General features: G+C 56.2%; 19 protein-coding genes and 1 pseudogene. 8 read left to right on the top strand and 12 right to left on the bottom strand.

Going from position 1 to position 23,090, the window contains the following annotated elements; genetic code table 11:
- The first annotated feature begins 246 nt into the window (after positions 1-246).
- A complete protein-coding gene (locus KA369_17675) occupies positions 247-1,809 on the top strand; it encodes a hypothetical protein (GenBank protein ID MBP7737816.1) in 1,563 nt (520 codons plus the stop codon).
- Between the two features lie 50 nt (positions 1,810-1,859).
- Here the strand turns inward: KA369_17675 and KA369_17670 are convergent, their stop codons facing one another.
- The 8 genes from KA369_17670 to KA369_17635 all read right to left on the bottom strand — a co-directional run bounded on the left by KA369_17670 (position 1,860) and on the right by KA369_17635 (position 9,917).
- Positions 1,860-2,816 (bottom strand): DUF4340 domain-containing protein, encoded by a 957-nt coding sequence (locus KA369_17670; GenBank protein ID MBP7737815.1) that lies wholly within the window; start codon positions 2,814-2,816, stop codon positions 1,860-1,862.
- On the bottom strand, positions 2,809-5,016 hold the full coding sequence (locus KA369_17665; protein ID MBP7737814.1) for a Gldg family protein: 2,208 nt from the start codon (positions 5,014-5,016) through the stop codon (positions 2,809-2,811). Before KA369_17665 ends, KA369_17670 begins: the two co-directional genes overlap by 8 nt.
- A gap of 6 nt (positions 5,017-5,022) precedes the next feature.
- A complete protein-coding gene (locus KA369_17660; protein ID MBP7737813.1) occupies positions 5,023-5,733 on the bottom strand; it encodes an ABC transporter permease subunit in 711 nt (236 codons plus the stop codon).
- Positions 5,734-5,786: 53 nt separating this feature from the next.
- The gene (locus KA369_17655; GenBank protein ID MBP7737812.1) at positions 5,787-6,716 is read right to left on the bottom strand and encodes an ATP-binding cassette domain-containing protein; all 930 of its coding nucleotides are present in this window, start codon (positions 6,714-6,716) and stop codon (positions 5,787-5,789) included.
- 50 nt (positions 6,717-6,766) lie between these two features.
- Complete coding sequence (locus KA369_17650) at positions 6,767-7,120, bottom strand: phosphomannose isomerase type II C-terminal cupin domain (protein MBP7737811.1); 354 nt, start codon at positions 7,118-7,120, stop codon at positions 6,767-6,769.
- Between the two features lie 137 nt (positions 7,121-7,257).
- Positions 7,258-8,769, bottom strand: coding sequence for a helix-turn-helix domain-containing protein (locus KA369_17645; GenBank protein ID MBP7737810.1), 1,512 nt, complete (start codon positions 8,767-8,769; stop codon positions 7,258-7,260).
- Between the two features lie 211 nt (positions 8,770-8,980).
- Positions 8,981-9,643 (bottom strand): superoxide dismutase, encoded by a 663-nt coding sequence (locus tag KA369_17640; protein ID MBP7737809.1) that lies wholly within the window; start codon positions 9,641-9,643, stop codon positions 8,981-8,983.
- A gap of 94 nt (positions 9,644-9,737) precedes the next feature.
- Entirely contained in the window at positions 9,738-9,917 is a 180-nt protein-coding gene (locus KA369_17635; GenBank protein MBP7737808.1) for a hypothetical protein, read from the bottom strand.
- A 250-nt stretch (positions 9,918-10,167) separates the two neighbouring features.
- On the opposite strand from KA369_17635, the gene KA369_17630 reads away from it, so the two are divergent.
- Both KA369_17630 and KA369_17625 read left to right on the top strand, forming a co-directional pair.
- Positions 10,168-10,473: a nucleotidyltransferase domain-containing protein gene (locus KA369_17630; protein ID MBP7737807.1), complete on the top strand. Its 306-nt coding sequence runs from the start codon at positions 10,168-10,170 to the stop codon at positions 10,471-10,473.
- Positions 10,460-10,799 (top strand): annotated as a pseudogene (locus tag KA369_17625) (DUF86 domain-containing protein). Before KA369_17630 ends, KA369_17625 begins: the two are co-directional and overlap by 14 nt.
- Positions 10,800-10,805: 6 nt before the next feature.
- Here KA369_17625 and KA369_17620 read toward each other — a convergent pair.
- Together KA369_17620 and KA369_17615 are read right to left on the bottom strand one after the other, a co-directional pair.
- Positions 10,806-11,840 carry a hypothetical protein gene (locus KA369_17620; GenBank protein MBP7737806.1) on the bottom strand — a complete coding sequence of 345 codons (1,035 nt, stop codon included), beginning with the start codon at positions 11,838-11,840 and terminating at the stop codon, positions 10,806-10,808.
- Positions 11,837-12,436 carry a hypothetical protein gene (locus KA369_17615; protein MBP7737805.1) on the bottom strand — a complete coding sequence of 200 codons (600 nt, stop codon included), beginning with the start codon at positions 12,434-12,436 and terminating at the stop codon, positions 11,837-11,839. Before KA369_17615 ends, KA369_17620 begins: the two co-directional genes overlap by 4 nt.
- 683 nt (positions 12,437-13,119) lie before the next feature.
- On the opposite strand from KA369_17615, the gene KA369_17610 reads away from it, so the two are divergent.
- The gene (locus KA369_17610; GenBank protein MBP7737804.1) at positions 13,120-14,895 is read left to right on the top strand and encodes a cache domain-containing protein; all 1,776 of its coding nucleotides are present in this window, start codon (positions 13,120-13,122) and stop codon (positions 14,893-14,895) included.
- Between the two features lie 219 nt (positions 14,896-15,114).
- Entirely contained in the window at positions 15,115-16,101 is a 987-nt protein-coding gene (locus tag KA369_17605; protein MBP7737803.1) for a methyltransferase domain-containing protein, read from the top strand.
- Between the two features lie 285 nt (positions 16,102-16,386).
- Here the strand turns inward: KA369_17605 and KA369_17600 are convergent, their stop codons facing one another.
- A complete protein-coding gene (locus KA369_17600; GenBank protein ID MBP7737802.1) occupies positions 16,387-17,226 on the bottom strand; it encodes an SDR family oxidoreductase in 840 nt (279 codons plus the stop codon).
- A gap of 93 nt (positions 17,227-17,319) precedes the next feature.
- The gene (locus KA369_17595) at positions 17,320-18,384 is read right to left on the bottom strand and encodes a 4Fe-4S binding protein (GenBank protein MBP7737801.1); all 1,065 of its coding nucleotides are present in this window, start codon (positions 18,382-18,384) and stop codon (positions 17,320-17,322) included.
- Positions 18,385-19,048: 664 nt separating this feature from the next.
- On the opposite strand from KA369_17595, the gene KA369_17590 reads away from it, so the two are divergent.
- The 3 genes from KA369_17590 (at position 19,049) to KA369_17580 (ending at position 22,992) form a co-directional block, all read left to right on the top strand.
- Positions 19,049-19,639 (top strand): hypothetical protein, encoded by a 591-nt coding sequence (locus KA369_17590; GenBank protein MBP7737800.1) that lies wholly within the window; start codon positions 19,049-19,051, stop codon positions 19,637-19,639.
- Positions 19,640-19,848: 209 nt separating this feature from the next.
- Positions 19,849-22,269, top strand: a complete 2,421-nt coding sequence (locus KA369_17585; GenBank protein ID MBP7737799.1) for a Smr/MutS family protein — start codon at positions 19,849-19,851, stop codon at positions 22,267-22,269.
- A 48-nt stretch (positions 22,270-22,317) separates the two neighbouring features.
- The gene (locus KA369_17580) at positions 22,318-22,992 is read left to right on the top strand and encodes a DnaJ domain-containing protein (GenBank protein ID MBP7737798.1); all 675 of its coding nucleotides are present in this window, start codon (positions 22,318-22,320) and stop codon (positions 22,990-22,992) included.
- Positions 22,993-23,090: the final 98 nt, after the last annotated feature.

Below are 23,090 nucleotides of genomic sequence, written 5' to 3'. Positions count from 1 at the left end.
TCGACGCGCCGTTCCCATGGAGAAGAAATGTAACAATCGCTCAAAAATGCTATTTTGTCAATACAAATAGGGCATTTTCAGAGGCCCCCCGGCCCGAATTCTCAGGATCAGGTTGACGCCGACACGGGTTTTCATCACTCGATTTGTATTTGACGGGGGATGATACAACGTGCCATCATCACTGCGCAGGAACACCCTGGCGGGCACCCGGGTGGGTCCGAGTAAAGAAGGGGCGTGGTAACGGCTATGAAATCGATCAGATCATATTTCCTCCGGAGGTATGCGGATTCCTCCTACCTCATTCGAAGAAAATCGCAGACGCTGTTGTACCTGCTGCTGGCGCTGGGCTCCCTGCTGCCGCTGCTGATCGTCGCGTTCTTTGTCATTTTGGACGACAGCATCATCAGGCATGCCAGCCTCACGGTGGCGGTGGTCTTCATTGCCACCGTGCTGTCCCTGATCATGCTGCGCAGCGGCAGGTACAACCTGGCCGCGAACATCATGGTTTTCGTAATATCCATCGCTCTTTCCGGCGGCCTCATGTCGAAGCTGCGGTTTTCCCCCGAGAACGGCTACACCAGCTACATCTATTTCATGGCCGCCACCATGGTAGTGGCCACCGCCTTCTGCAGTCGCCGGGTGATATGGATCATCTCCCTCCTTTTCATAGCCGCTGACATCTCCTTCTTCGTCATGGTGAGGGAGCGACTCGACCCGATTAGCCTGGGAGCCGCCAAGGCCGGCGTGATCGACAGCACCTTTTCCCTGGTGCTGATATTTCTGTTGGCGCAGCTGATCCTTTCCATCACGGAAGGGGCCATACGGAAATCCGAGGAAGACACCAGGAAGAAGGACGAGCAGTACCAGGAGGTCTCCCGTCTCCTCGCGACGGTGAGCGCCTCGGCCGGCACCCTGGCCGAGGCTTCGGATAGGCTGTCGCGGGCGTCCCTGGTGTTTTCCGAGAATTCCCAGGGCCAGGCGTCGGCAGCCGAGGAGATCATGGCCACCGTTGAGGAGGTCTCGGGGAGCAGCGACAGCATCGCCGACAGCGCGGACCTGCAGGTGCGGAACCTGAAGGAGCTGATGGAGAAGTTCGATAGCCTCTCGCGGACCATGGGGGATATGGGCAAACGGGTCGGGGACGCCAGCGGCCTGGCGGTGCAGATATCGTCGCTGGCCACCGCCGGGGAAAACTCGATCAAGTCCATGAGCGAGGGCATGGGGAAGATAGGCGAGAGCTCCGGCACGATGACCGACATCATCGGGATCATCAACGATATTTCCGACAAGATCAACCTCCTGTCGCTGAACGCGGCCATCGAGGCGGCCCGCGCGGGTGACGCGGGAAGGGGCTTCGCGGTGGTGGCGGACGAGATATCGAAGCTGGCCGACCAGACCGCGTCGAGCCTCAAGGACATCGACTCGCTGATAAAGATAAACACCGGCGAGATTTCCAAGGGGATGTCGAACATGAATTCAACGGTTTCCGTCATGAGCAGCATCATCAAGGGAGTGAACGAGATAAGCGGGATGATCGGCGACATCAACCGCTACATGTCCCTCCAGCAGGGGATCAGCTCCGACGTCAACGCCGACGCCGGGCGGGTAAGGACCCGCTCGGACGAGATCATGATATCCACCGAGGAGCAGAAGACCGCGGTGGCAGAGATCGTCAAATCCATATCATCGGTGAACGAGATCACGCAGAAGAACTCACAGGAGGCCGAGGACCTGCTCTCGCAGTCGAACAGGGTGAAGGAGCTGGCAGACGGCCTCAACTCGCAGGTCGGCGCATTCACGTCACAGTGACCCCTGCGGTCACTGCAGCGCGCCCCCGCCGGTGGGGCGGGGTTATATGATTATTGCTTCGCCGCCGCCCTGAACTTGTCCAACCCGGTGATGAAGAACCTCTCGACCACATACTTGTCCACTTCGAATACGTAGGGATAGTCGGAGGCCGCGGCGGCGTACTTGTCGTTGTTCCGGTACATGGTGAGTATGATATCCTTGCCGTTGGCCTTGACCTGCACCGTGCACACCTTCTGCGTCAGGGCCTCCTTGGGCATATCCGGGAACGAGGACGCCCGCAGCGGCTCCAGGGCCTGGATCAGGTTGTCCACCATGGGGTCGTTGAGCTTGACGGTTTCGTAACCCCGGCAGGTCCAGGGTCCCCAGGCCGGCTCCTGGGGCTTCTTCGCGTCCTTTTTATCCGCTTTCTTGCCGGCGGCCTTCGCCTCCTTCGTCCTCGAAAAGGCGAAGGCCATGCCCTGGTATTCCACGGTGAAGGCCGATACCGCGTCGCGCCTGATCTTTATGATCTCCCTGTCCCGGAAGTCGTCCTGGGTCTTGTTCAGGACGATCTCGAAGGTCCCCTCGGCCAGGAACACCTCGGGGCGGTCGTCGATCTTCACGAAGGTGTGGCGGTTCGTCGGGCCCTTCTTGCCTATCTTGAAGCGCCGGAGAATGGTTTCGCCCTTCTTCAGCATGACCTCGACGTACTTGTCCGGCGTCAGGTCGTACCGGGAGTAATATCCCTTCGACGAAATGAGATCCGTGAGCCGCATCTCCTTGAAGCGCTTTTCGATCTCCTCGACCTGCTTCAGGTCTGCCGGGAAGGCCTTGTCGCCCGTCACCCATTTCCCGTCCTTTTTGTAGAGCCTGATGACGCCGGCCTCGCGGTTGATGAGTATTTCGTCGGCCTTCGCGTCGATTACCGGCAGGTCCGGCGCGTCCGGCGAACGCCTCACGTTGGCGATGATGATGTACAGGATGAGGACGGCGATGATGGAAACGCTGATGATGATCTTCTTATTCATTGCCCGCCTCCCGGGAAAAACGCTCCTGTATGCCCTTCCTGCGCCGCAGCCGCCGCTTCCAGATGACAAGGCCCGCGATCACGACCAGCACGGGAACGCCGCCGATATTGAGCGCCTTGAGTATGATCTTGGTTCCGTCGCCGATCTTGTCCAGGGGGTTGTAATCGAGGCTCTTGCTGCTCATTTCGGGTATGTACGAATTGCCCAGCAGGTAATCGGCCATGCTGTGGATGAAAAAACCGTTGGAGAAGACCTTGTCCTGCTCATCGGCCTGTGACATGGCGCTGGAGATGATCCGCTTCGAGTTCATGAGAAAGCCGGAGCGGGTTATCTCGGACGAGCCAACCACGATCACCCTGGTGGTGCCGGCCGGCGTGGTCCTGTCCGCCTTGCCGACGCTGATATTCTCCGTTTTCACCTGGGCCTTTTTCGGGTCGGTCTCCTTCGGGACCTCCCGGCCCTTGAAGTGGCTGTCGAATTTGCCCGACAGGAGCACCGCGAGGGTGTACTTCCTCATCCCCTCCTTGTTCTCGGGCGGCGCCATCAGGAAGGGGTTGAAGTTGACCTGGTCCGCCATCTGCCAGCTCTCGTCGGATGACGACACCAGGTCATACCGATCGAGCTTCAGCGCCTTGACCTTGTTGGCGTCGACATCGATCGAGGAGGCCTTGATGAAGGCCGCTCCCTTCAGGTATTTCGTTATGCCCACGTCCTTGTTGAATCCTGATTTCCGGATGATGGGGACGTAGTAGATGTCCCTGACCGCCCCTCCGACGGGGGCCTTGGCGCAGCTCGTGTCAAGGACGATATTTTTATTGAGGTTTATGCCGTAGCCCGCCAGGAGCGGTTCAAGGCCGGTCCTGACCGGGAGCACCATCGGCTGGCGGCCGAACATGTTCTGCTGGCCCATGTTGATCTCGTTGTACGAATCAAGAAAAAAGATAGCGCTCTTCCCCTTCATGAGGAACTGGTCGATCTTGAAGAGCTCCGCTTCGGTGAACTCCTTCCGCGGCCCGTTGATCATGATGAGCCCCAGGTCCGCGGGGATGTCGTCCTTCGTGAGGTCGACGCTCTGGATCTCGTACACGTCCGAGAGGACCTGCTTCAGGATGGCGCCGCCCTGCGGCGACTGCTGGTCGTTCAGCTCCACCTCGCCGTGGCCGGTGATGTAGCCGATGCGGGGATTGGAGCTCACCAGTGCGCCCACTGCGTTGTTGATCCGGTCCTGGAGCTTGTCGATACCCGTGATGACGTTCTTCCCCAGGAGGGTCGGCGCCACGGAAAGCTCGATGAGCTCCGCCTTCTTCTGGGTCTTCAGCACGATCCCCAGGTATCCCTCGCCGGCCGGTATCATCGCCCCGTTCCTGTCGAGGCCGGCCTTCCAGGTGAGCTTCAGGACGCCGTACTGCGCGGCGATCCTGGCCGCCTCCTTGTCCGCCGAGGGGTCGACGTACTGGAGCCGGAGCTTGTCGTAATTGGCGGCGTTGCACTTATCCACCGCCTCCTTCACCTTGTCCTTGAGCGTGTCGATCCCGTCGATGGGAAGGCCCTTGAGGGAGCCATCCATGAAAAGCATCACCTGGACCGGCTGCTTGAGGCTGAGAAGGCCGTCTATCTTGCTCGACATCTTCTCTATGAGCGACGTGATGCTGTACTCGAGGCCGGTCGGCTCGGTGACGGCCTCGATCTTCTCCACGATGTCCGACTGCTGGATGACCAGGGCCATGTAGGTCCTGCGCACCTTGACCTGGTCGTTCTCGAATTCCTGGCTCTGCACCGGCCTGATGCCGTAATCGTTGGCGCTCTTTTCCAGGTCCTTCTCGCCCACGATCTCGTAGCTGAAATACTCGTTGCCGTAGTAGTCGTACTCCTCGAGGATGTCCTTCAGGTAGCGGTAGATCGACGTGTGCTGTGCCGGGAGGTCCCGGGAAAAGAGCACCTTGATTTTTAAATTTTCCTTCAGGTTCGACACGATATCCCTGCTCCGCTGCGACAGGGAGAAGGTGTGGTTCCGGGTGAGGTCGCACCGGAAATTCATGGTGACGCTCACCAGGTTGATGAGCAGGATGATGACGATGTAGAGGCCCAGCTGCACGGTGCGCCGCTTCGCGGGCTCCAGCTGCGTCCCCTTTCCCTTCAGGTACGCCAGGGCGGCGTCGGCCCATCCTTTCACTGCGGCGGTTATATCCTTCGGTTTCATAGGCTGCTATCTCCGGTCATCAAGGATTTTGGTCGTCAGGAGGATCGATATGACGATGATGGACAGGAAATAAATGATGTCCCGCGAATCGATGATCCCCCGAGAAATGTTCCTGAAGTGATAGTCCGTCCCCAGGAACTCGATGAAGGCCAGCTTCGCCGGCAGGAAAATGGTGATTTTGTCGATGAGCCAGAGGAAGAAGCACGCGGCCAGGCCGCCGATGAAGGCGACGATCTGGTTCCGGCCGAGGGACGAGGTTAATATCCCCACAGAAGAATAAGCCCCGGCCAGGAGGATCGACCCCAGGTAGCCGCCGATGATGGGGCCCGGGTCAGGCGATCCCACGATGACGATGGTGACGAGGTAGACCAGCGTGGGCGCCAGCATGATGGACACGAAGGCGGTCGCGGCAAGGAACTTCCCCACCACGGCCTCGGCCGTGGTCACCGGGAGGGTCATGAGGGTCTCGATGGTCCCGCTGTGGATCTCCTCCGCGAAGAGGCGCATGGTGATGGCGGGCACCACCAGGGTGAGCACCAGGGGCAGGAACTGGAAGAAGCCCCGCATCTCCGCCTGGTTGAAATAAAAGAAATCTTTAAAGAAGAAAAAACCGGTCACGATCAGGAAGGCCGTGATGACGATGTAGGCAATGGGCGTGTAAAAATAGGTCATGAGCTCCTTTTTCATGATGGCCAGGGGCTCATGGAGGTAGACCATGGCCGTATCGCCGGCCGAGCGCAGCATATCCTTTATCTTCAGATCCTTGATGTTCATTTCACTCCTCCTCCGGTCAGGTCCCTGAACACGCGCTCCAGGCTCCGCTGTTCCTGTGTCAGCTCATAGAGGGTCCAGCTCTTCGCGGCCGCCAGCCTGAAGATCTCCGGCCTGAGGTCCGCGGTGCCGCCGGTCGTCACCCGGGCCGAAACCAGTTCGCCCCCGGGGACCTCCTCCACGCGGGTGACGCCGGGAAGCTTCGAAATTTCGCCGGACAGGGTCCGGAAATCGGTTCCGGAGACGCCGACGAGGACGAGCCGTTCGTCCCCGGACATGCTCTGGAGGTTCTCGGTCCGGTCGTCGGCGACAATGGCGCCGTGGTCGATGATGATCACCCGGTCGCAGGTCGCTTCCACTTCCGGGAGTATGTGCGTGGAGAGGATGACGGTCTTTTTCTTGCCGATCTCCCTGATGAGATTGCGTATCTCGATGATCTGGTTCGGGTCAAGGCCGCTGGTCGGCTCGTCCAGGATGAGGATGTCCGGGTCGTGGATCATAGACTGGGCCAGGCCGAGTCGCTGCTTGTAGCCCTTGGAGAGCTCGCCGACGCCCTGGTGCATCACCTCGTTGATCCCGCAGAGGTCCGCGATCTCGGCGATCCGGTTTTCGTCCCTGATGCCCCGCACTTCGGCGATGTAGGCGAGGTAATCGTAGGCCAGCATGTCGCCGTAGACCGGCGCGGACTCGGGCAGGTACCCGATGATCTTCCTCACCTCGACAGGACTGTCGTCCACGTTGTACCTGCCGATGGATATGGCGCCGCTGTCCGGCTTCAGGTAGCAGGTCAGCATCCGAAGCGTCGTGGTCTTGCCGGCGCCGTTGGGCCCCAGGAGGCCGGTTATCTCCCCGTCCCTGATGGTGAAGGAGATATTATTGACCGCCCTTATATCCCCAAACTGTTTCGTAATACCCTGTACGGTTATCATGAACAACTCCTGCCTGTATGTAACGTGTTATGCGGTAAGCCGGGGAACTATTACGCGCGGACCCTGCCGAAATCGTCTTCGTAACGGATAATGTCATCCTCTCCGAAATAGTCGCCCGTTTGAATTTCAATGAACACGAGGTTCTTCGCGCCGATATTCTCGATGCGGTGCCGGTCGCCGCGGCCTATGTCGACCGCGTGGCCCGGCCGCAGCTCCAGGACCGAATCGTTGCAGGTGAACAGGGCCGTGCCTTCCACGACATACCAGTGCTCGGCCCGGCGCTCATGGCTCTGCAGGCTCAGCCGCTTTCCCGGAAATACGGTTATTCGTTTCACTTTATGGTTGTTGGCGTCAGTGAGGTTTTCAAAATACCCCCACGGACGATGTGAGTCGTTGATATCCAAAACTCCTCCTCTTAGGGATTCGCGTTTATCAGGTAAGTATCCAAAAATAAAAATTTGTCACAAGATATCAAGTAATTAATCTGATTTTACGGTGAATTTTGCAGGATTGAATTTTTGGCGGTGTAACGTCGTGGATGTTACAATCCGCAATTGTTCCTGAATTCGGTGGGGGTAAAGCCCGTATGCTTTTTAAAGATGATATTGAAACCGGACTTGGAGTTGAACCCGGAATCATAGGCTATCCTGAGGATGGTGTGGTCCCTGTACGTCTCGTCCGACATCTTCTGCTTGGCCTCGTTGACCCTGTATTCGTTTATGTACACGAAGAAATTCTTATTCAAGTGCTCGTTAATTACCTGGGTGAGGTAATGCCTCGGAATGCCGAGCTTCTCCGAGACCGTGACGATGGTCAGCTCGCTGTCAAGATAGGGCTTTTCTTCATTCATATAGCGTTCGAGAGCGTCCAGGTATTTCCTGGCGTCGCTTTCCTTCAGACCGGATTTCTCGTACCTGCGCTCCTTCTGTTCGGATTTGTCCTCATCGCCATTGCCGCTACCGGGCGCCGCCGTCTCCCCGGGGCCCCCCGGTTTTTCTTCCTGTCCGGGACCGTTCTTTTCTTCCTGGCCCGGACTGACGAAAATGACCGGCTGCTTTATGGAAAAGAAGCTGAAGGCGAAAATGAAAAAGGCCAGGGCTATGTCCGGCGTCATCCTCGGGTCCAGGTACGGATGGGTGAACAGCTCGGGCTTCAGCTGCATTGAAAGGAACACGAAGGAGTAAGCCGCGACAAAGCATATGGTTATCCACCGGAGCCACTTGAGGTTCACCTTGTACGAATCATAGGAAAAGTACTCGGAAATGTTTTTCCTGTGTTTCCGCAGCATCACTATCACTATGACGCTGTAACCGATGAAGTAGAGCACCGTTATGGCGCCCGGTATCTGCACGGCCGCCATGGAGTCAAAGGCCATTTCGGGCGGCACCGGCTCCAGGGGAGGAGGTCCGTCGGGGCCGTGGTCCCCCGGCCGGAACTTTCCGTCGGGAGGACCGCCGGGCTCGCCAGGCCGCGGCGGCGGCATTCGCCCGTGGTCATGGCCCGGAGGCGGCATCATGTTTATCCTGGAGTGGTCCGGGGGCGGCATTCTTCCACCGTCGTCGCCGGGAGGAGGAGTCATATCCCCGCCCCCTGCCCTCTGCCGGGACATCTTAGGTCCGATCACTTTCTTCGGCTGCGCCTGCGAGGCCATTTTGTTCAGCTGTTCTTTATTGGCGGCGCTATTCTTCAGATTTACGGCCTGGGCCTGCCGGTTCAGCCCCGGAACGAAAAGGGCGACAAGCATCGCGATGATGAAGGGTAAAAAATGGAGCAGGTATTTTTTCCTGAAAACCGGCTTTTCGCTTATCTCGAATTTCGTATAGAGGTACAGGAAGGGCCCGTACAGGTACGGATAACTGCCGATGGACAGCATCATTTCCGGCGTGGTGAGGCCTGCCGTTTCCCTGGAAAAGACCTTGATCGCCATGGGAAGGGCGAGAAAGAAAAGAAACAGCGACGCGATGATATCTTTCAGCTTGAGGGGCCGCCTGGTCAAAAAATATATTATCGTGAACAGGGCAAAGGCCATTCCGATATGCATGAATGGAATCATGTTCGTTACCTGTACGTAGATTTCACCGCATCGGTGTCGCCATCGAGTATGTATGGACAATCTCAGGATCAATCAATATGAAAATTATGATACCCGGTTTGTTACATGATATACCGCGATTTAGCGGATACAGGGCAAATCTTTTTTATTCATTGCAACGAAGGCGAGGATGCGCATCCTCGCCTTCGTTATAACGGCTTATTAAAATCGGTCAGGACGCTCTCCGTACCGACACGGAAGGATTCAATGCAGCGATCGTATTCAATGCCTCCCGGTAGTTGATATCCGCCTGCCTCCAGTTGATGATGTTCCAGAAGGCGTTGATGTAATCGGCGCGCCTGTTCTGGTAGGAGAGATAGTAGGCGTGCTCCCACACGTCAAGGCCGATGACCGGCACCAGTCTCTCCATGAGGGGGCTGTCCTGGTTCGGCGTTGAATGGACCACCAGTTCGCCGACGCTGTTCAGCGAGAGCCAGGCCCAGCCGGAGCCGAAGCGCTGTAAAGCCGCGGCTTCCAGGTCCTTCTTGAAGGAATCAACGGAACTGAATCTCTTTATTAGCGACGTGGACAGGTCTCCCACCGGGGCCCCTCCCCCGTCCGGGGCCAGTATCTTCCAGAACAGGGAGTGGTTGAGATGGCCGCCGCCGTTGTTTCTCATATCGGCGCGGATGTCCTCCGGGACGCCTGAGAGGTCCGCGATGAGGCGCTCCAGGGGCTCGTCAAAGAGCTCAGGGTGCTTTTCCAGGGCGGCATTCAGCTTTGTCACGTAGGTCCCATGGTGCTTGCCATGGTGGATCTCCATGGTCCTCGCGTCGATATGGGGTTCCAGGGCGCTGAATGAATAGGGCAAATCCGGCAATGTATATGTCTTCATGGTTTTTTCTCCTTTGTTTGAATGTCTTTTCACAGTCATCACATCCTAAACTATATCTTAAAACCACCCTGACATATCATGACAGGATGGCAGGTTAAATCGGTTCGGCTTCGATCTCGACGTCGTCAAGGTCGTTGCCGGCCTTCAGGCAGTGAAGAAACGCCCGGGTCTCAGCCTCTTCCTTCGAGCCCGCTTCGTAAACCCTATTGATCAATACCGATCCGCTGAATCGGTTGGAGCAGGTCGTGTTGTATTTACCCGGTTTTCCTTTCATTCTTTTTACTCCGTAATAATAACAGGCTTTTTCAGGATCCTGCTATTTATTTTTTAATAATATACTAAAATTCTGAATAACAGTCAATGATTTGTATGGATTTTTTGAATTAATTACAGACGGGTGAAGGCGCGGATTGAACTCCTGAATAATGAGCTTCCCGATGCATGAGATGATAATTCTCAAAGCGTTATTCCATTGATATAAATTATTATTTGACAATCATGGCGGTACTGATAATTATTTAGATATGAAGATCAGCATTAACATAAATCATCAGGAACTCGAGCAGTACTGTGTTCGCAATCACATAGAAAAACTGTCATTGTTCGGCTCTATATTGCGTGAAGATTTCAATGAACAGAGCGATATTGATGTCCTCGTGCGCTTCGAGGAGGGCCACGTCCCCGGTTTCTTTAAGCTAGCAGACATGGAAGAAGAATTGTCCCGACTAATGGGTGGACGCAAAGTAGACATGCGGACCTCAGAGGATTTAAGCCGCTATTTCCGTAAAGATGTAATAAACGAGGCGTTGGTGCAGTATGATGCGGGATGATCTTGTCTACGTAAAACACGCTATTGACGCGGCGGAAAAAATCAGCGCTTTTTATGAAGACTAAATCAAGAATAGATCTTGATACTGATGAAATCCTTGGCCTTGCCATCGTGCGGTTGCTCGAAGTTATCGGCGAGGCGGCAAATAATGTTTCACCAGCCATGGTGGAACTGAATCCCGAAGTTCCATGGAAAAAGATGATCGAGATGCGAAACAGACTGATACATGGATACTTTGATATTAATAACGATATTGTTTGGGATACCATAATTCATGATATCTCTGATTTAATTCCTCTTTTAAAGAAATTATTACCATCGGCATAATGGGGATCACTTCCCCAGCTCCTCCGGCCGCTGCGGGTTCCGCAGGGCATCGAGGACGCCGTCCAGGGGCACGGCCTTTCCCCAGAGGATCGCCGAGCGCCGCGGCGCCGGCCCCTTCTCCACCGGGGGCTTCCCCTGGAGGCAGGCCTGGACCACGCCGCGCTGCTCCGCAATGAACTCCTCCCTGGTGTAGCGTTTGCCGCCAGTGCCGCTGTTCAGGGATTTAAGAATTACCTTGTCGATCAGGTCGACCACGCGGGGTATCCGGAAGAGCTCTTCGTCGTCGACGCCGAAAAACTCCGCCACGAAGCGGCTGGCGTTCTCCACCTCCTGGCGGTGCTCCTCCGTGGGGGCCATGAGATAGCTTGACGTGGCGTTGCCCAGGGTGTAGAAAAGGTCGTTGTTGAGCATCGTGTCCCAGGCGAGCTCCATCCGGTTCAGCTCGAGGAGCCGCTGCGATTCGTACTCGACCTCAATGGAGCTCGTTGCCTTCTGCGCCATCTCCAGCATGGAGCGGTTGTGAAAGGACATGACCGGCAGGGAGATATCGTCGGCCTGGCCGGCCAGGGGCCGGAAGGTCTCCACCAGGTTGACCGTGGCCATCTTCACGAAGAGGCCCTCCCGGGCCATCCGCGACGAGAATTCCCCGGCGTCGGCTGACTCCTTTTCGATCTGGAACACTCGCTCGTAGACCCTGCAGGTCTCGGGAAACTTCGCCTTGTCCGCCATCGCCTCGTAGGCCTTGTGGTAGCCCAGGGCCGCGTCCGAGGCCGGCGGTATGGACGCGGCGGCGCCGGCCGGTTTTTTCAGCGATTCCATGGCCACCTTCGACAGGACCGAGGAGAAGCGATTCATCATGTCCTGCTCGGTCGCCAGGGCCAGGAAGGAGCCGATGTCCGCGCACCCCTTGCCGGCGTCGGCCATCTTCACCAGGTACTCGTCGGCCTCCCGCAGCGCCGCGCTGTCCGCGCTCACCTTCGGCCGGTACGTATCCACCATCTTTTTGTAATTGTCGATGAAGTCCTGGATGTCCTTGTTCATTTCCGCGCCTCCCCGAACCACCGCTCCAGGAGCGAGAGCTGTTCATCATTATGATAGAGGCAGTTGCGGTAGGGCGGCCAGGAGCGCAGGCGCTCCCAGGAGAGATCAGGGTCGAGCTCTTTAAGCTTCTCCCACGCGGCCAAAACGGAATTCCTGGAACCCGCCTTGTTCTTCGGGATCGCGACGCGCCACGAGACCAGCGCCGCCATGAACTCCTGGAGCAGGTCTCGGCGCCTGTCCTCGACGGGCAGGAGCTCCTCGGTCTTCCGCCTGGCCTCTTCCATGTTCGCGTACAGGTCCCCGTAGCCTGTGGACCCCTCAACGGCGCGCTTCCGCTCCCCGTAGGCCTTCACGCGCTCACCGTGCTTCAGCCGCTCATACAGGGAGCGGAAATTCTCGCTGCGGTCCAGCTGCTCAGCCCTGGGAACCGCGAACATATCGCCCACTTCAGCGGCGTAATCCTGCGGCCGCTCCCGGATGATCTTAAGATAGGCTTGATACACGGATGAGATATTCTTGTGGAGATCGGGCCGCCGGTCCCCTTCGGCCAGCCGCGCCGCCAGGTAGAGCTCGGCATTCTTGATATGGTTGTCCATGTCGCCACTCCAGGTCACTTTTGTAGAAGCTATTTTAAAATTGGCAGATAATGATCAAACCTGTCATTGCGAGGAGTCCCGATTCCATCGGGACGACGAAGCAATCTTAATGAAATTCTAATCATTTTCATTTGTTCTGTCAACTGCAAATAGTTGACTTGTTGCGAAACTGCGTCTCGCGCTCGCAGGGGACCCCCTGCGGGGGGCTTTTAGGGGCTACGCCCCTAAGACCCCATTAAAATACTTAGTTTTGCAACAACTCTAATCATTACAAATAGATTCCTGATGTATATCTTTTTGCCATGATAAGGGAATTTCCCTACAAGAGTTTACCTCTTTCTTGTATACATTCTCGTTACTATGGCTATTGTTTTTTATTACTCGTCCAAATATCTTTTTAATCAGGAGATAATGTCCGGCGCCTGGTTATTATGAAGAGTGGGAAATATCATGCAGTTACGAAAAGAGGGGAGCAGCGTTATCATCCCTCATTAAATAATTTTTTATTAGCAGTTTGCTGAAAAACAGCAAACCGCTAAGCGATACATGGATGTATCGCCATTTTTCGAGGCATTAGCCGAGAAAAATGTGAGGTTTTACGAATTCACTTCGTAAAACCGACCCTGAAAAACTCCAAGGAGGGAGTTTTTCAGGAAACAGTTAGAGGGAAAGGAGGCCGCACCATGAAACTATCCTGGAAAAACATTTCATTAGGATACAAGATATTCGGCGTACTGCTGGTGACGGTCCTTATTTTCGCGGCTACGATCATACTCTATATCCTGCCGACCCTTGAGGACAAGATCGTATCCGAAAGAAAAGAGAGCCTGAAAAACATGGTGGCCATCGCCATTGGCTACTGCAACAGCATCAATGCTGAATACGAACAAGGGACCGTAACAAAGGAGGAAATGGAGCGCAGGATAACCTCCCGCCTCAGGAGCATGAAATACGGCCCCGAAAACAAGGATTATCTTTTCATAAGCGATTTGAGCCCCATGATGATCATGCATCCCTTCAACGCAGGCCTCGAGGGGAAGGACCTGGGCGATTACAAGGACCCTACCGGGAAAAAGCTCTTCGTGGAAATGGCCACGGTGTGCAAGGAGAAGGGAGCGGGTTTCGTCGAATACCGGTGGCAGTACAAGGACGACAAGAACAGGATCGTGCCGAAGATAACCTACGTGCAGCTTTTCAAGCCCCTGGGATACGTCATCGGCACGGGCCTGTATATCGAGGACGTCAGGGAAAGCATACGGAGCCTGACCATCGGGATCATCGTGATAATGCTGGTCATAACCGCGGTCATCGGGGGGATCATAATACTGTTAACCCGGTCCATCGTCAAGCCGGTGCAGAGGATAATACGGTATGCCGGGAGCCTGGCCGACGGCGATTTCACATGGAGGCTCGAGGACGACGACCGGAAGGACGAGATGGGCAAGATCGCGGCGGCCCTCAACACGGCGGCGGACGGCCTGGAGGAGCTCATCACCGGCGTGGTCGAGTCCTCCGAGAACCTGGTGCAGGCCGTGGGCCAGATCTCCAGCGGCAACCAGAACCTGTCCCAGCGCACCAGTGAGCAGGCATCGAGCATCGAGGAGATAGCCTCCACCATCGAGGAAACGGCGGCCACCATCAACCAGAACGCGGAAAACGCGGTGCGCGCCAGCAGCCTTACGGACCAGGGAGTATCCAAGTCGATGGAGGGCAACAGGATCGCCATCGAGGCGGTGGCCTCCATCACCGAGATGAACGAATCGAGCAAGAAGGTGGCGGATATCATCGCGGTCATCAACGAGATCGCCTTCCAGACGAACCTCCTGGCGCTGAACGCCGCCGTCGAGGCGGCCCGGGCCGGCGAGCAGGGGCGCGGCTTCGCGGTCGTGGCCGGCGAGGTGCGGAACCTCGCCCAGCGCTCGGGCAACGCCGCCAAGGAGATCGAGTCCCTGATCAGGGACACCGTGGCGAAAGTGGAGTCCAGCACCGAGCTGGTGAACAGAACCGGCAACTCCCTGACGGAGATTGCCGAAGCGGCCAAGGTGTCGGCCCGGATCATCGGCGAGATCACCGCCGCGAGCCAGGAGCAGAAGCAGGGGATCAACCAGATCAACACCGCCATCTCGGAGATGGATACCATGACCCAGCAGAACGCGTCCCTGGTGGAGGAGACGGCTTCGGCCAGCGAGGAGATGTCGAACCAGGCCCAGGAGCTCCTTGGCATGGTGCAGAAATTCAAGGTCAGGACCGCCATGGCTGTCAAATCCGGGCGGAAGAGCGCCGAGACGCGCCAGGCTGCGGCCAAACAGGCACGAAAAGAAACGGCCAAGCCGCAACCGGCCGGCAACGTCAGCAAAAAGGATTCGTCAGAGCGGGCCGCAACAATGACCGCCGCCCGCGCCGCCCATGACAGCCACATGAAGAAAATAATGAAGCAGGATGGGTTTGAAGAATTCTAACAATTAATATCACATCGCCATACACGCAGCCCGTTATTCCTCTGAGGGAGAACGCAAGTTCTCCTTTTTTTATGATTAATAAAAGCGATATGTCGCACTAATGCAATGCTGCCCCGAGAATACCCTGAATTCAGGGAACCCGCATTATCCCCCAGGATATTTTTTTCTTGACGCGGCCTTAACGCTGTAACCTCCTTCTCCAGTGAGGTTTTAGACAGAATGACGATAGACACTATCAATAAAATGCTGGATTACCTTGATACGATTCCATTTATCGGAAAAGCGGCGCGAGCCGTTTCAAAAGCGGTGAGACGGATATTTATCAAAGAGAAAAAAAAACAGGGGGTACATTATCCCTTTTTACATCATACCCTTACGATTCCCCGTGGAGAAACCCTCGAATCTCTCTATCATCTGCTTGACTCCTATCGATTCGAATACGACAAAACCGGGGAATTCACCAATTACTTGCGGGAGGATTTTAAAAGGTTCCTGTATACCCTCAGCCTGATCCCGCCGGACACCGCAGGCGCACTGCTGGAAATAGGCGGCAATCCCTATTTCACATCCACGCTGGTTAAAAAATTCACGAAGTACAGCCTCGTATGCACGAACTTTTTCGGGGACCAGTCGGGAAAATATTCCGAAAGGAAGTCAAGCAAGAATGACGGGGAAATGGTATTCGAGTACTACAACAATAATATCGAAAAAGAAGAACTCCCCTTCCCCCCGGGGAGTTTCGATGTAATTTTATTCTGCGAAGTGATTGAGCACTTGACCATGGATCCCCTCTACGCCCTGATCAACATACACCGGGTATTGAAAAAAGGCGGAACCCTGATATTGACAACCCCCAACGTCAACAGGCTGTACAACGTCGCAAGCATCCTCGCCGGTATCAACATAAATGACACATACTCCGGCTACGGCATTTACGGAAGGCACAACAGGGAATACAGCAAAAACGAGCTCATAGGTATTCTGAACCATGCCGGATTCGACATAGAAACGATGTTCTGCAGCGATGTCGAGGACCTGAACAGCGCCAATTCGGTGTATAGCGTCAGGAAGATCCTCAGGCTCGTGAAGTTCCAAAAAGAATATCTCGGCAAGTACTTCTTCATTAAAGCAAAAAAGACACGGGAGCCTAACACCCTGAAACCCCGATGGTTTTACAGAAGCTACGATGAATCGGAGTTATGTTAGGAACATCTCGCTTCAAATGACCTTCCGCTGCGGATCAACATCCATAACGTCATGTCTCAGGCGCAGTCGGCGTCCTTTGTGGCGGTGATTTGCATGTTAGGAACCAACCGGGTCATTGACGGGGATATTCCTGGCATCCTGAAAACACACGACTATGATCAGGCTGGATAACCGGGTTCTGGTAAATATATCAATAAAATAGAATGATTTGCATTTATTATTTATCGGCCGCCTGCCCGGATTGACGGCTGGATCTTGATAAACCGGATGGATTGCGCGGCATCCTTATCCATAAATAGTTTTCCAGACGATGCAATCCCGCACCGGGGTCGGCAGCCCCTCCAGGAACCGCAGCTTCTTCGCGTCACGTCCGATCACATACCGGGACTTGGGTTTCTTCGCGGTAAAGGCGTGGTGGACCCGCTCGGCCACGGCTTCTGCGGGAAGGCGGGCCCCTTCCTCGAGCCATTTCGCGTTGTGCTGCACAACGTCCCCGTACAGACCATAGATGTCCGGGTCCGCCCGGGCAATGAGACTCTTCCTTGCCTCCCTCCCTTTCCTCAATATCTCGGACCGGATCAGGCCGGGCTCCAGCACCGAGACATGAATCCCGAAGGGACGCAGCTCCACCCGCAGCGCGTCGCTTATGGCCTCAACGGCGAATTTCGAAGAGTTGTAAACGCTCGCCGCCGGCAGCGAAATGAACCCCCCGGCGGAGCCCGTATTCACGATCCGCCCCCTCGCCTTTCGCAACAGCGGCAGAAAGGCCCGTGTTACGGCGAACATGCCGATGACATTGACCTCATACAGCTCGCGGACGACCGAAACCGGCGTCAGCTCAACGGCGCTGCCCTGTCCGATCCCGGCATTGTTCATCAGCCCGAACAATCCACCGCCGGTTTCCGACGCGACCGTTTTCACGGCGCGGGCAATCATCTTTTCATCCGTGACATCGAGCATCAGCGGAACGATGCCGCCCTTTGAAAGAGCCGCCAGCGCGTCGCCGTCGGCTTTTTTCCTTACACCCGCGAACACCCTGAAACCGTCGCTCTCGAGGCGAAGCGCGCATGCCCGCCCGATCCCGGTGGACGCCCCGGTGATGACAATCGACTGATTCGTTTTCATGGGTCCCTCCTTCAATGGTCTGGCTATTCCCTCACCTCTCCACAGGCGGCTTCAGGGTCTACATCCCGATATTCTGTCGAGTCGCCAAAAGATTTATTGCGCGGCAAGACCACGCTCTTTGCTGATCGTGTCCAACAGGTCATAGAAATTCCCGCGGGGCTTAACGCCGCCCTCCCTGCAATGGAAGGAGACGGCGTTTTTATCACAGGTTGCGATGCAGAGGCCGCAGCCGATGCAGCGCCTGGGATTGACGGCGTAGGACGCATCCCCCCTGGCGATCGCCCCCATCTGGCACCGGCCGGCGCACTCGCCGCAGGAATCGCAGAGGAGCGCGTCTATGCCCGCCTGGTAGGTCGAATCGATGTAATCGGCCGGATTGGGCATCAGTTTCATGCCCGAAAGGACGCCGCAGCCGCAGGAGCAGCAGAGGCACATGCCCGCGTGCTCCACGGTGTTTGTCGGTGAAATGACCAGTCCCGATCTCTCGCCCAGCTCAAGCACCCGCAGAGCTTCGTCCGGAGTGATTTTGCGCGCCATCTTATAATCGATGTAGTAAGTGGCGACATCGCCGAACGTCAGGCAGGTCTCAAGGGGATGGCCGCAACTTTTTCCCAGCAGGTCGTTCTTTTTCCTGCATATGCAGTCGGCGAGTCCGATTATTTTCTGCGTTTTGATAAAATCGCGGGCCCGGTCATAGATTTCCACGGAGGCGTTCGATTGAATCGCGGCATGCACCGGTACGGTCCTCATCTGCCTGGTCCTGGTCGAAATCCATTGCAGTCCGTAATAGGGCTTGTATGTGTCATGGAGCGCGGCATACTCGCGGTCCATTTTATCCAGCTGGAACTCAAAGATCCCGACGACATATGAAATCGCCATGTACTTTTTGATATTCCCCTCCCGGACCCTGAAAATGAGCCCCTTGCGCGCCAGGTTCTCAATTTGCTCGGACGCCTCCGGCTCGCCTATAGACAGGCGTCGCGCTATCGTGGCGACATCCTCGGGTTTCGGACGCAATGCCATTGCGTAGACCGCTTCATCAGGCGTGAAAAGCTTTTTTAATATTTTGATTTCATGGCCTTCCTTTGTCGTGGGAAAGCCGCCCGGCAGACTGTGCAGATGCTCCCTGAGCTTTACATAGATTTCTTCCTGTGTCATAATGGCACCTCCCCTATTATATTTGGGGAATTGACATTTTCAGATAATAAATATCCCATCACCAATCCCCCTTGTTACAGTTCATTGAACTGGAAGGATGAAAGCAATAACAGAAACGGGCCGGGAACACTACACCAACGGTGACACGGATAGAAATGGATAGTTATAAATAACAATAACCGATGGTAAAAATCAATTTTTTCTCAGGTTTGCGGGGACTTATTGATTGATAGGCTTCGGAGTGAACGATCTGCTCCTGACTCCGTCAAGACAGCGACCACATATGGGCAAACCACAACCTTTCCGTTATCCATTGGTAAATGGCCGGTACGGAAATACGGATCCACATCTGCTTTAAACCCGTTTTTTCTAATGAAATTTTACCGCATGTATGATCAAACTTAACGCGCATTATTTATAAACCAATTTATTATTTATATTAACATTTAATCAATTATATAAAGATTATTGTGATTATTTCAATATATTATACATTTGACATAACTTCGACTAAAAAAATATTGACATGATTTGTTTACTTTTTCACAATTTCGTTATAACCAATGTCCCGTTTCCAGGGATAAAAAACAAACAGTTTCATCTTATTAACTGATACTCCAATGGGGGAGTATTATCATTTCATTTAATAATTCCAGGAGGAGCGATGAAAAAATGTATCTACTTGTTAATGGTGTTCACGCTTATCGCGGCGACGATATCGTGCAGCACAGGAAAAATTGTTGTTAAGGATGATGATTTCACCAAAGCAAAGACAATGACCATGTACCTGAAGCCCGGCATAAGCGACTGGAGCGGGGCGGTTCTCATGATGTGGGAAAACGAATTCTACCGCGAGGTGAAAAACGGCAGATCCACCCCAACCACGGTAGCGATCAAGATGATTGGCGCGACGCTGGTTGAAAATTTTACCAATGCCGCGATGGTAAAGGTAAATGACAAGGTATTCAATATCAACGGCGTAATCACCGAAACAGAGAAAAAACGCAACACCGACATCGATGTGTCTACTGACGCAACAGGCAAAACGACCGGCAAGACCAGCACCAGGGAGCATAAAGAATTCAACCTGAAACTCACCCTCAACCCGCAGATTGAAAAGGCAATGGCTACCGCTTCAGCCATTACCCTGCGCCTGAACGCCGGAAACAAACCGGTTACCATTGTATATTCACCGAAAGAAGTCGAGAGCCTGAAGGCTTTCATGACACTGGATCCCAATAAGCCGCAAAAATAATTTTTATCCATTCGCCAGTACAAACGGCAGCGTCAGCTGCCGTTTGTTTCTGGTGATGACTCCTGCACATGAACAGGACCAAAGTACCCCCCAACGGGAGATGGGCATATCACGTCCAGTCCCAATAAGTTCTTGACGCGATCCCGCCTCCTGCCATCAGCATAACTGTGAAAACCGGAGTTGAATCTTACTACGATTGACCTGTGCCCATGAACGAACACATATCCCCCCGCGTGCTGGAAATACTGGAGTGGCCCGTCATCCGTGATGAGCTCCGCCGGCGCTGCGCCACGGGGCCGGGGCGTGACCTGGTCGACGGGATCCGGCCGCCCGGCGCGGACATCGCCCGGGCACGGCTTAAGAAAATCTCCGCCCTGAAGGAGCTGATAGCGCAGAACAGGGCGCCGGACTTCTCCGGTGTCGCCGACATAGAGCCGCAGATCGCCCTGGCTGAGCGCGACGGCGCCCTGAAGCTTGATGACCTGGCGGCGGTGAGGAGCTTCGTCGTCGCCTCGGGCAGGATCATGCGCTTTCTGAAGGAACAGAAGGACGAGTTCCCTCCCCTGGCGGAGGAGCACGGCCGCCTCGACAGGCTCGAGACCATCACCGGTGTTCTCACGAAAGCCGTAACGGAAAACGGCGAGCTGAACGACGCCGCGTACCCGGAACTCCACAGGCTCAAGGGGGAGCTCTTCTCCGCGAAGCAGGAGATGGAGAAAAGCATCGGGCGGATGATCCACACGCCCTCCATGGACGCGGTGCTGCAGGAGAAGATCTTCACCACCCGGAACGACCGCTACGTGGTCCTGGTCAAATCCTCCATGAAGGACCGCGTCCGGGGCACGGTCCACGACATATCCGCCAGCGGCGCCACCTACTACATCGAGCCCCAGGAGATCACGCCCCTGAACAACCGCGCCCTCATGGTGGAGAAGGAGCTGCAGGCGGAGACCGCGAGGATCCTCCGCGACCTTTCCGCCCGCGTGGCGGAAAGCGCCGGTCCCCTCCGCGGGAACCTCGACGCTATCGCGGGCCTCGACTTCCTCCACGGCGCCGCCCGCTTCAGCATAGACATAAAGGGCGCTGAGCCGGAGATCGCCGAATCGAGCGACATCGTCCTCTATGGCGCCCGGCACCCGATCCTCTACCTGATGTCGCCGGCCTCGGTGGTGGCAAACGATATCGGCCTGGGCGGGGAGAACCGCTGCCTCGTCATATCAGGCGCCAACACCGGCGGGAAGACGGTGCTCCTGAAGACCATCGGCCTCTGCGTACTCTTCGTGATGCTGGGCCTTCACGTGCCGGCCGGGCCAGACTCGCGGGTCGGGATCTTCTCGCGCATCCTCGCGGATATCGGCGACGACCAGAGCCTCTCCCGGTCGCTGTCGACCTTCTCCGGCCAGATCGTGGTCATCAACGAGATGCTGGCCAATGCCGACGACCGGACACTCGTCATCATCGACGAGATCATCGTGGGCACCAACCCGCGCCAGGGCGCGGCCCTGGCCCAGGCGATCCTGGAGTCCCTGATCGAGACAGGGAGCAGGATCGTGGTCACCACGCATTACTCCGAGCTGAAAGACCTCCCCGCGGGCGACGGCAGGTTCCAGAACGCGTCAGTGTCCTTCGACATGGACACGCTCCGCCCCACCTACCGCCTCATCACCGGGATCCCCGGCGTGAGCTACGCCATCGAGATAGCCAGGAACTACGGGTTTCCGGACCGGGTCATCGACCGGTCGCGGTCCCTCCTGGACAGCAGGGAGCTCACCATGGAGGCGTTGATCGAAAAGATGCAGAAGCACGAGCGGGAGCTCACGGACAAGAAGGCCCGCCTCGACGAGATGGCCGCCGGCCTTGAAAAGGAGAAGACCGAGTACGACGGGCTGATGAAATCGCTGGAGAAGCGCTCCCAGGAGATAAAGCAGAAGGAGGGGATCGAGTTCCTCCGGGAGCTCCGGGAATACCGGGACCTGGTGGCGCGCCGCATCACCGATCTCCAGAAGATGAACATGAAGGAGGCGGGCAGGGTCCATGAGACGATCAGGGAGGTGGAGGAGTCGATACGGACCGACCTCGGCAGGGAAAAGGGAAAGCTCTTCCGCGACAAGTATGTCCCCCTGGACGCGGAAGGATTGAAGCCGGGCGACCGCATTTTCATCATCTCCCTCGAAAAGGAGGGGACCGTCGAGACCATCGACGCCTCGCGGAGGACCGCGACTGTCCTCCTGGGAAGCTCTATCAGGTCCACCTTCAGCCTCGACGACCTGTACCAGCCGAAGGGCGGGCAGGCCCGCCCCGCGCCGGAGCGGAAACAGGACAGGAAGAGGCGCCCTGAGCCGGGCGCCGATGACGGCGGCGCCATACCCGGCGTGGTGCAAACGACCTACAACACCGTGGACCTCAGGGGAAAGCGGGTCGAGGAGGGCCTGCGCATCATGGAGCAGGACTTCGACCGGATGGTCCGTGTCGGCATCGACACGGCGGTGGTGATCCATGGCCACGGCACCGGCGCCATGAAGGAGGCGGTGCGGGAGAACCTCAGGCACAACCTTTACGCGAGCGGGTTCAGGCCCGGCGAGATCGGCGAAGGCGGGGACGGCGTGACCATCGTACGCCTCCGGTGCTGAGGGAATAATTATCTTGACGCGCTCAAAATTATTGAATATATGTAGTTAATGGATCCGCGGCGCTCCGAACACAGGCTTCGTCTCATCCCCTTCGATACGGCCGATATCCTCACGCTCCTGGAATCGCATGAATCCCCGGTGATGGAGGCGGAACTCCTGCGGGCCATGACCGGGGAGGAGCGGATACCCTCCAACAGGGAAAAGCTCTTCGAGCTCCACTTCTCGTTCTACCACGCCCTGTACCGGCTGAAGCGGGAGGCGGGAGCGCGCGGCTATTACCTTCACCTTGACCCGATGAGGATCAGGCTGGCCCGGATACCGGGCCCCGGCGCCTGCCATCATTACGACTCCCAGGCGGGATCTCACTGCTGCATGGACACCGACGGCGGCGATTACTGCGCGGCGCACCGCGGCCCCGGGGAAACCGATCTCTTCTTCGACCCTCTCTATGATTTCTACACCAACCCGGACAATCTCTCCTTCGGAGAGAGCGCCGTCCTTGAGAAGCTGATGAAGGGCGTCGTCATATACGCGCTCCGGCGCGGCGAGGTGGAGCGGGCCCTGGATCTCTTCGGCGTCCCGCGCCCCACGATGAAAAGCATCAGGAAGAAATACCACGAGATGGCCAAGAAGCTCCACCCGGACCTGAACCGGGGGAGTGAGCCCCTGATGAAGGAGCTGAACCACGCCTACCAGGTCCTCATGGAAGTCTTCGTCATCTGAGCGGCCCCTCCACTCCGCCCGGGGGCCCCGTGGGTTGCCGCCGATGGCCGGCGGAGCGCCGGCCGGGCCAAATTAAGGTTTGACATTATACCGCCGGA

The sequence above is a fragment of the Spirochaetota bacterium genome (genome assembly GCA_017999915.1).
GTDB lineage: Bacteria > Spirochaetota > UBA4802 > UBA4802 > UBA5550 > RBG-16-49-21.
Note: the sequence above shows the minus strand (reverse complement) of the source record. Positions and strands in the feature narration are given on the sequence as shown.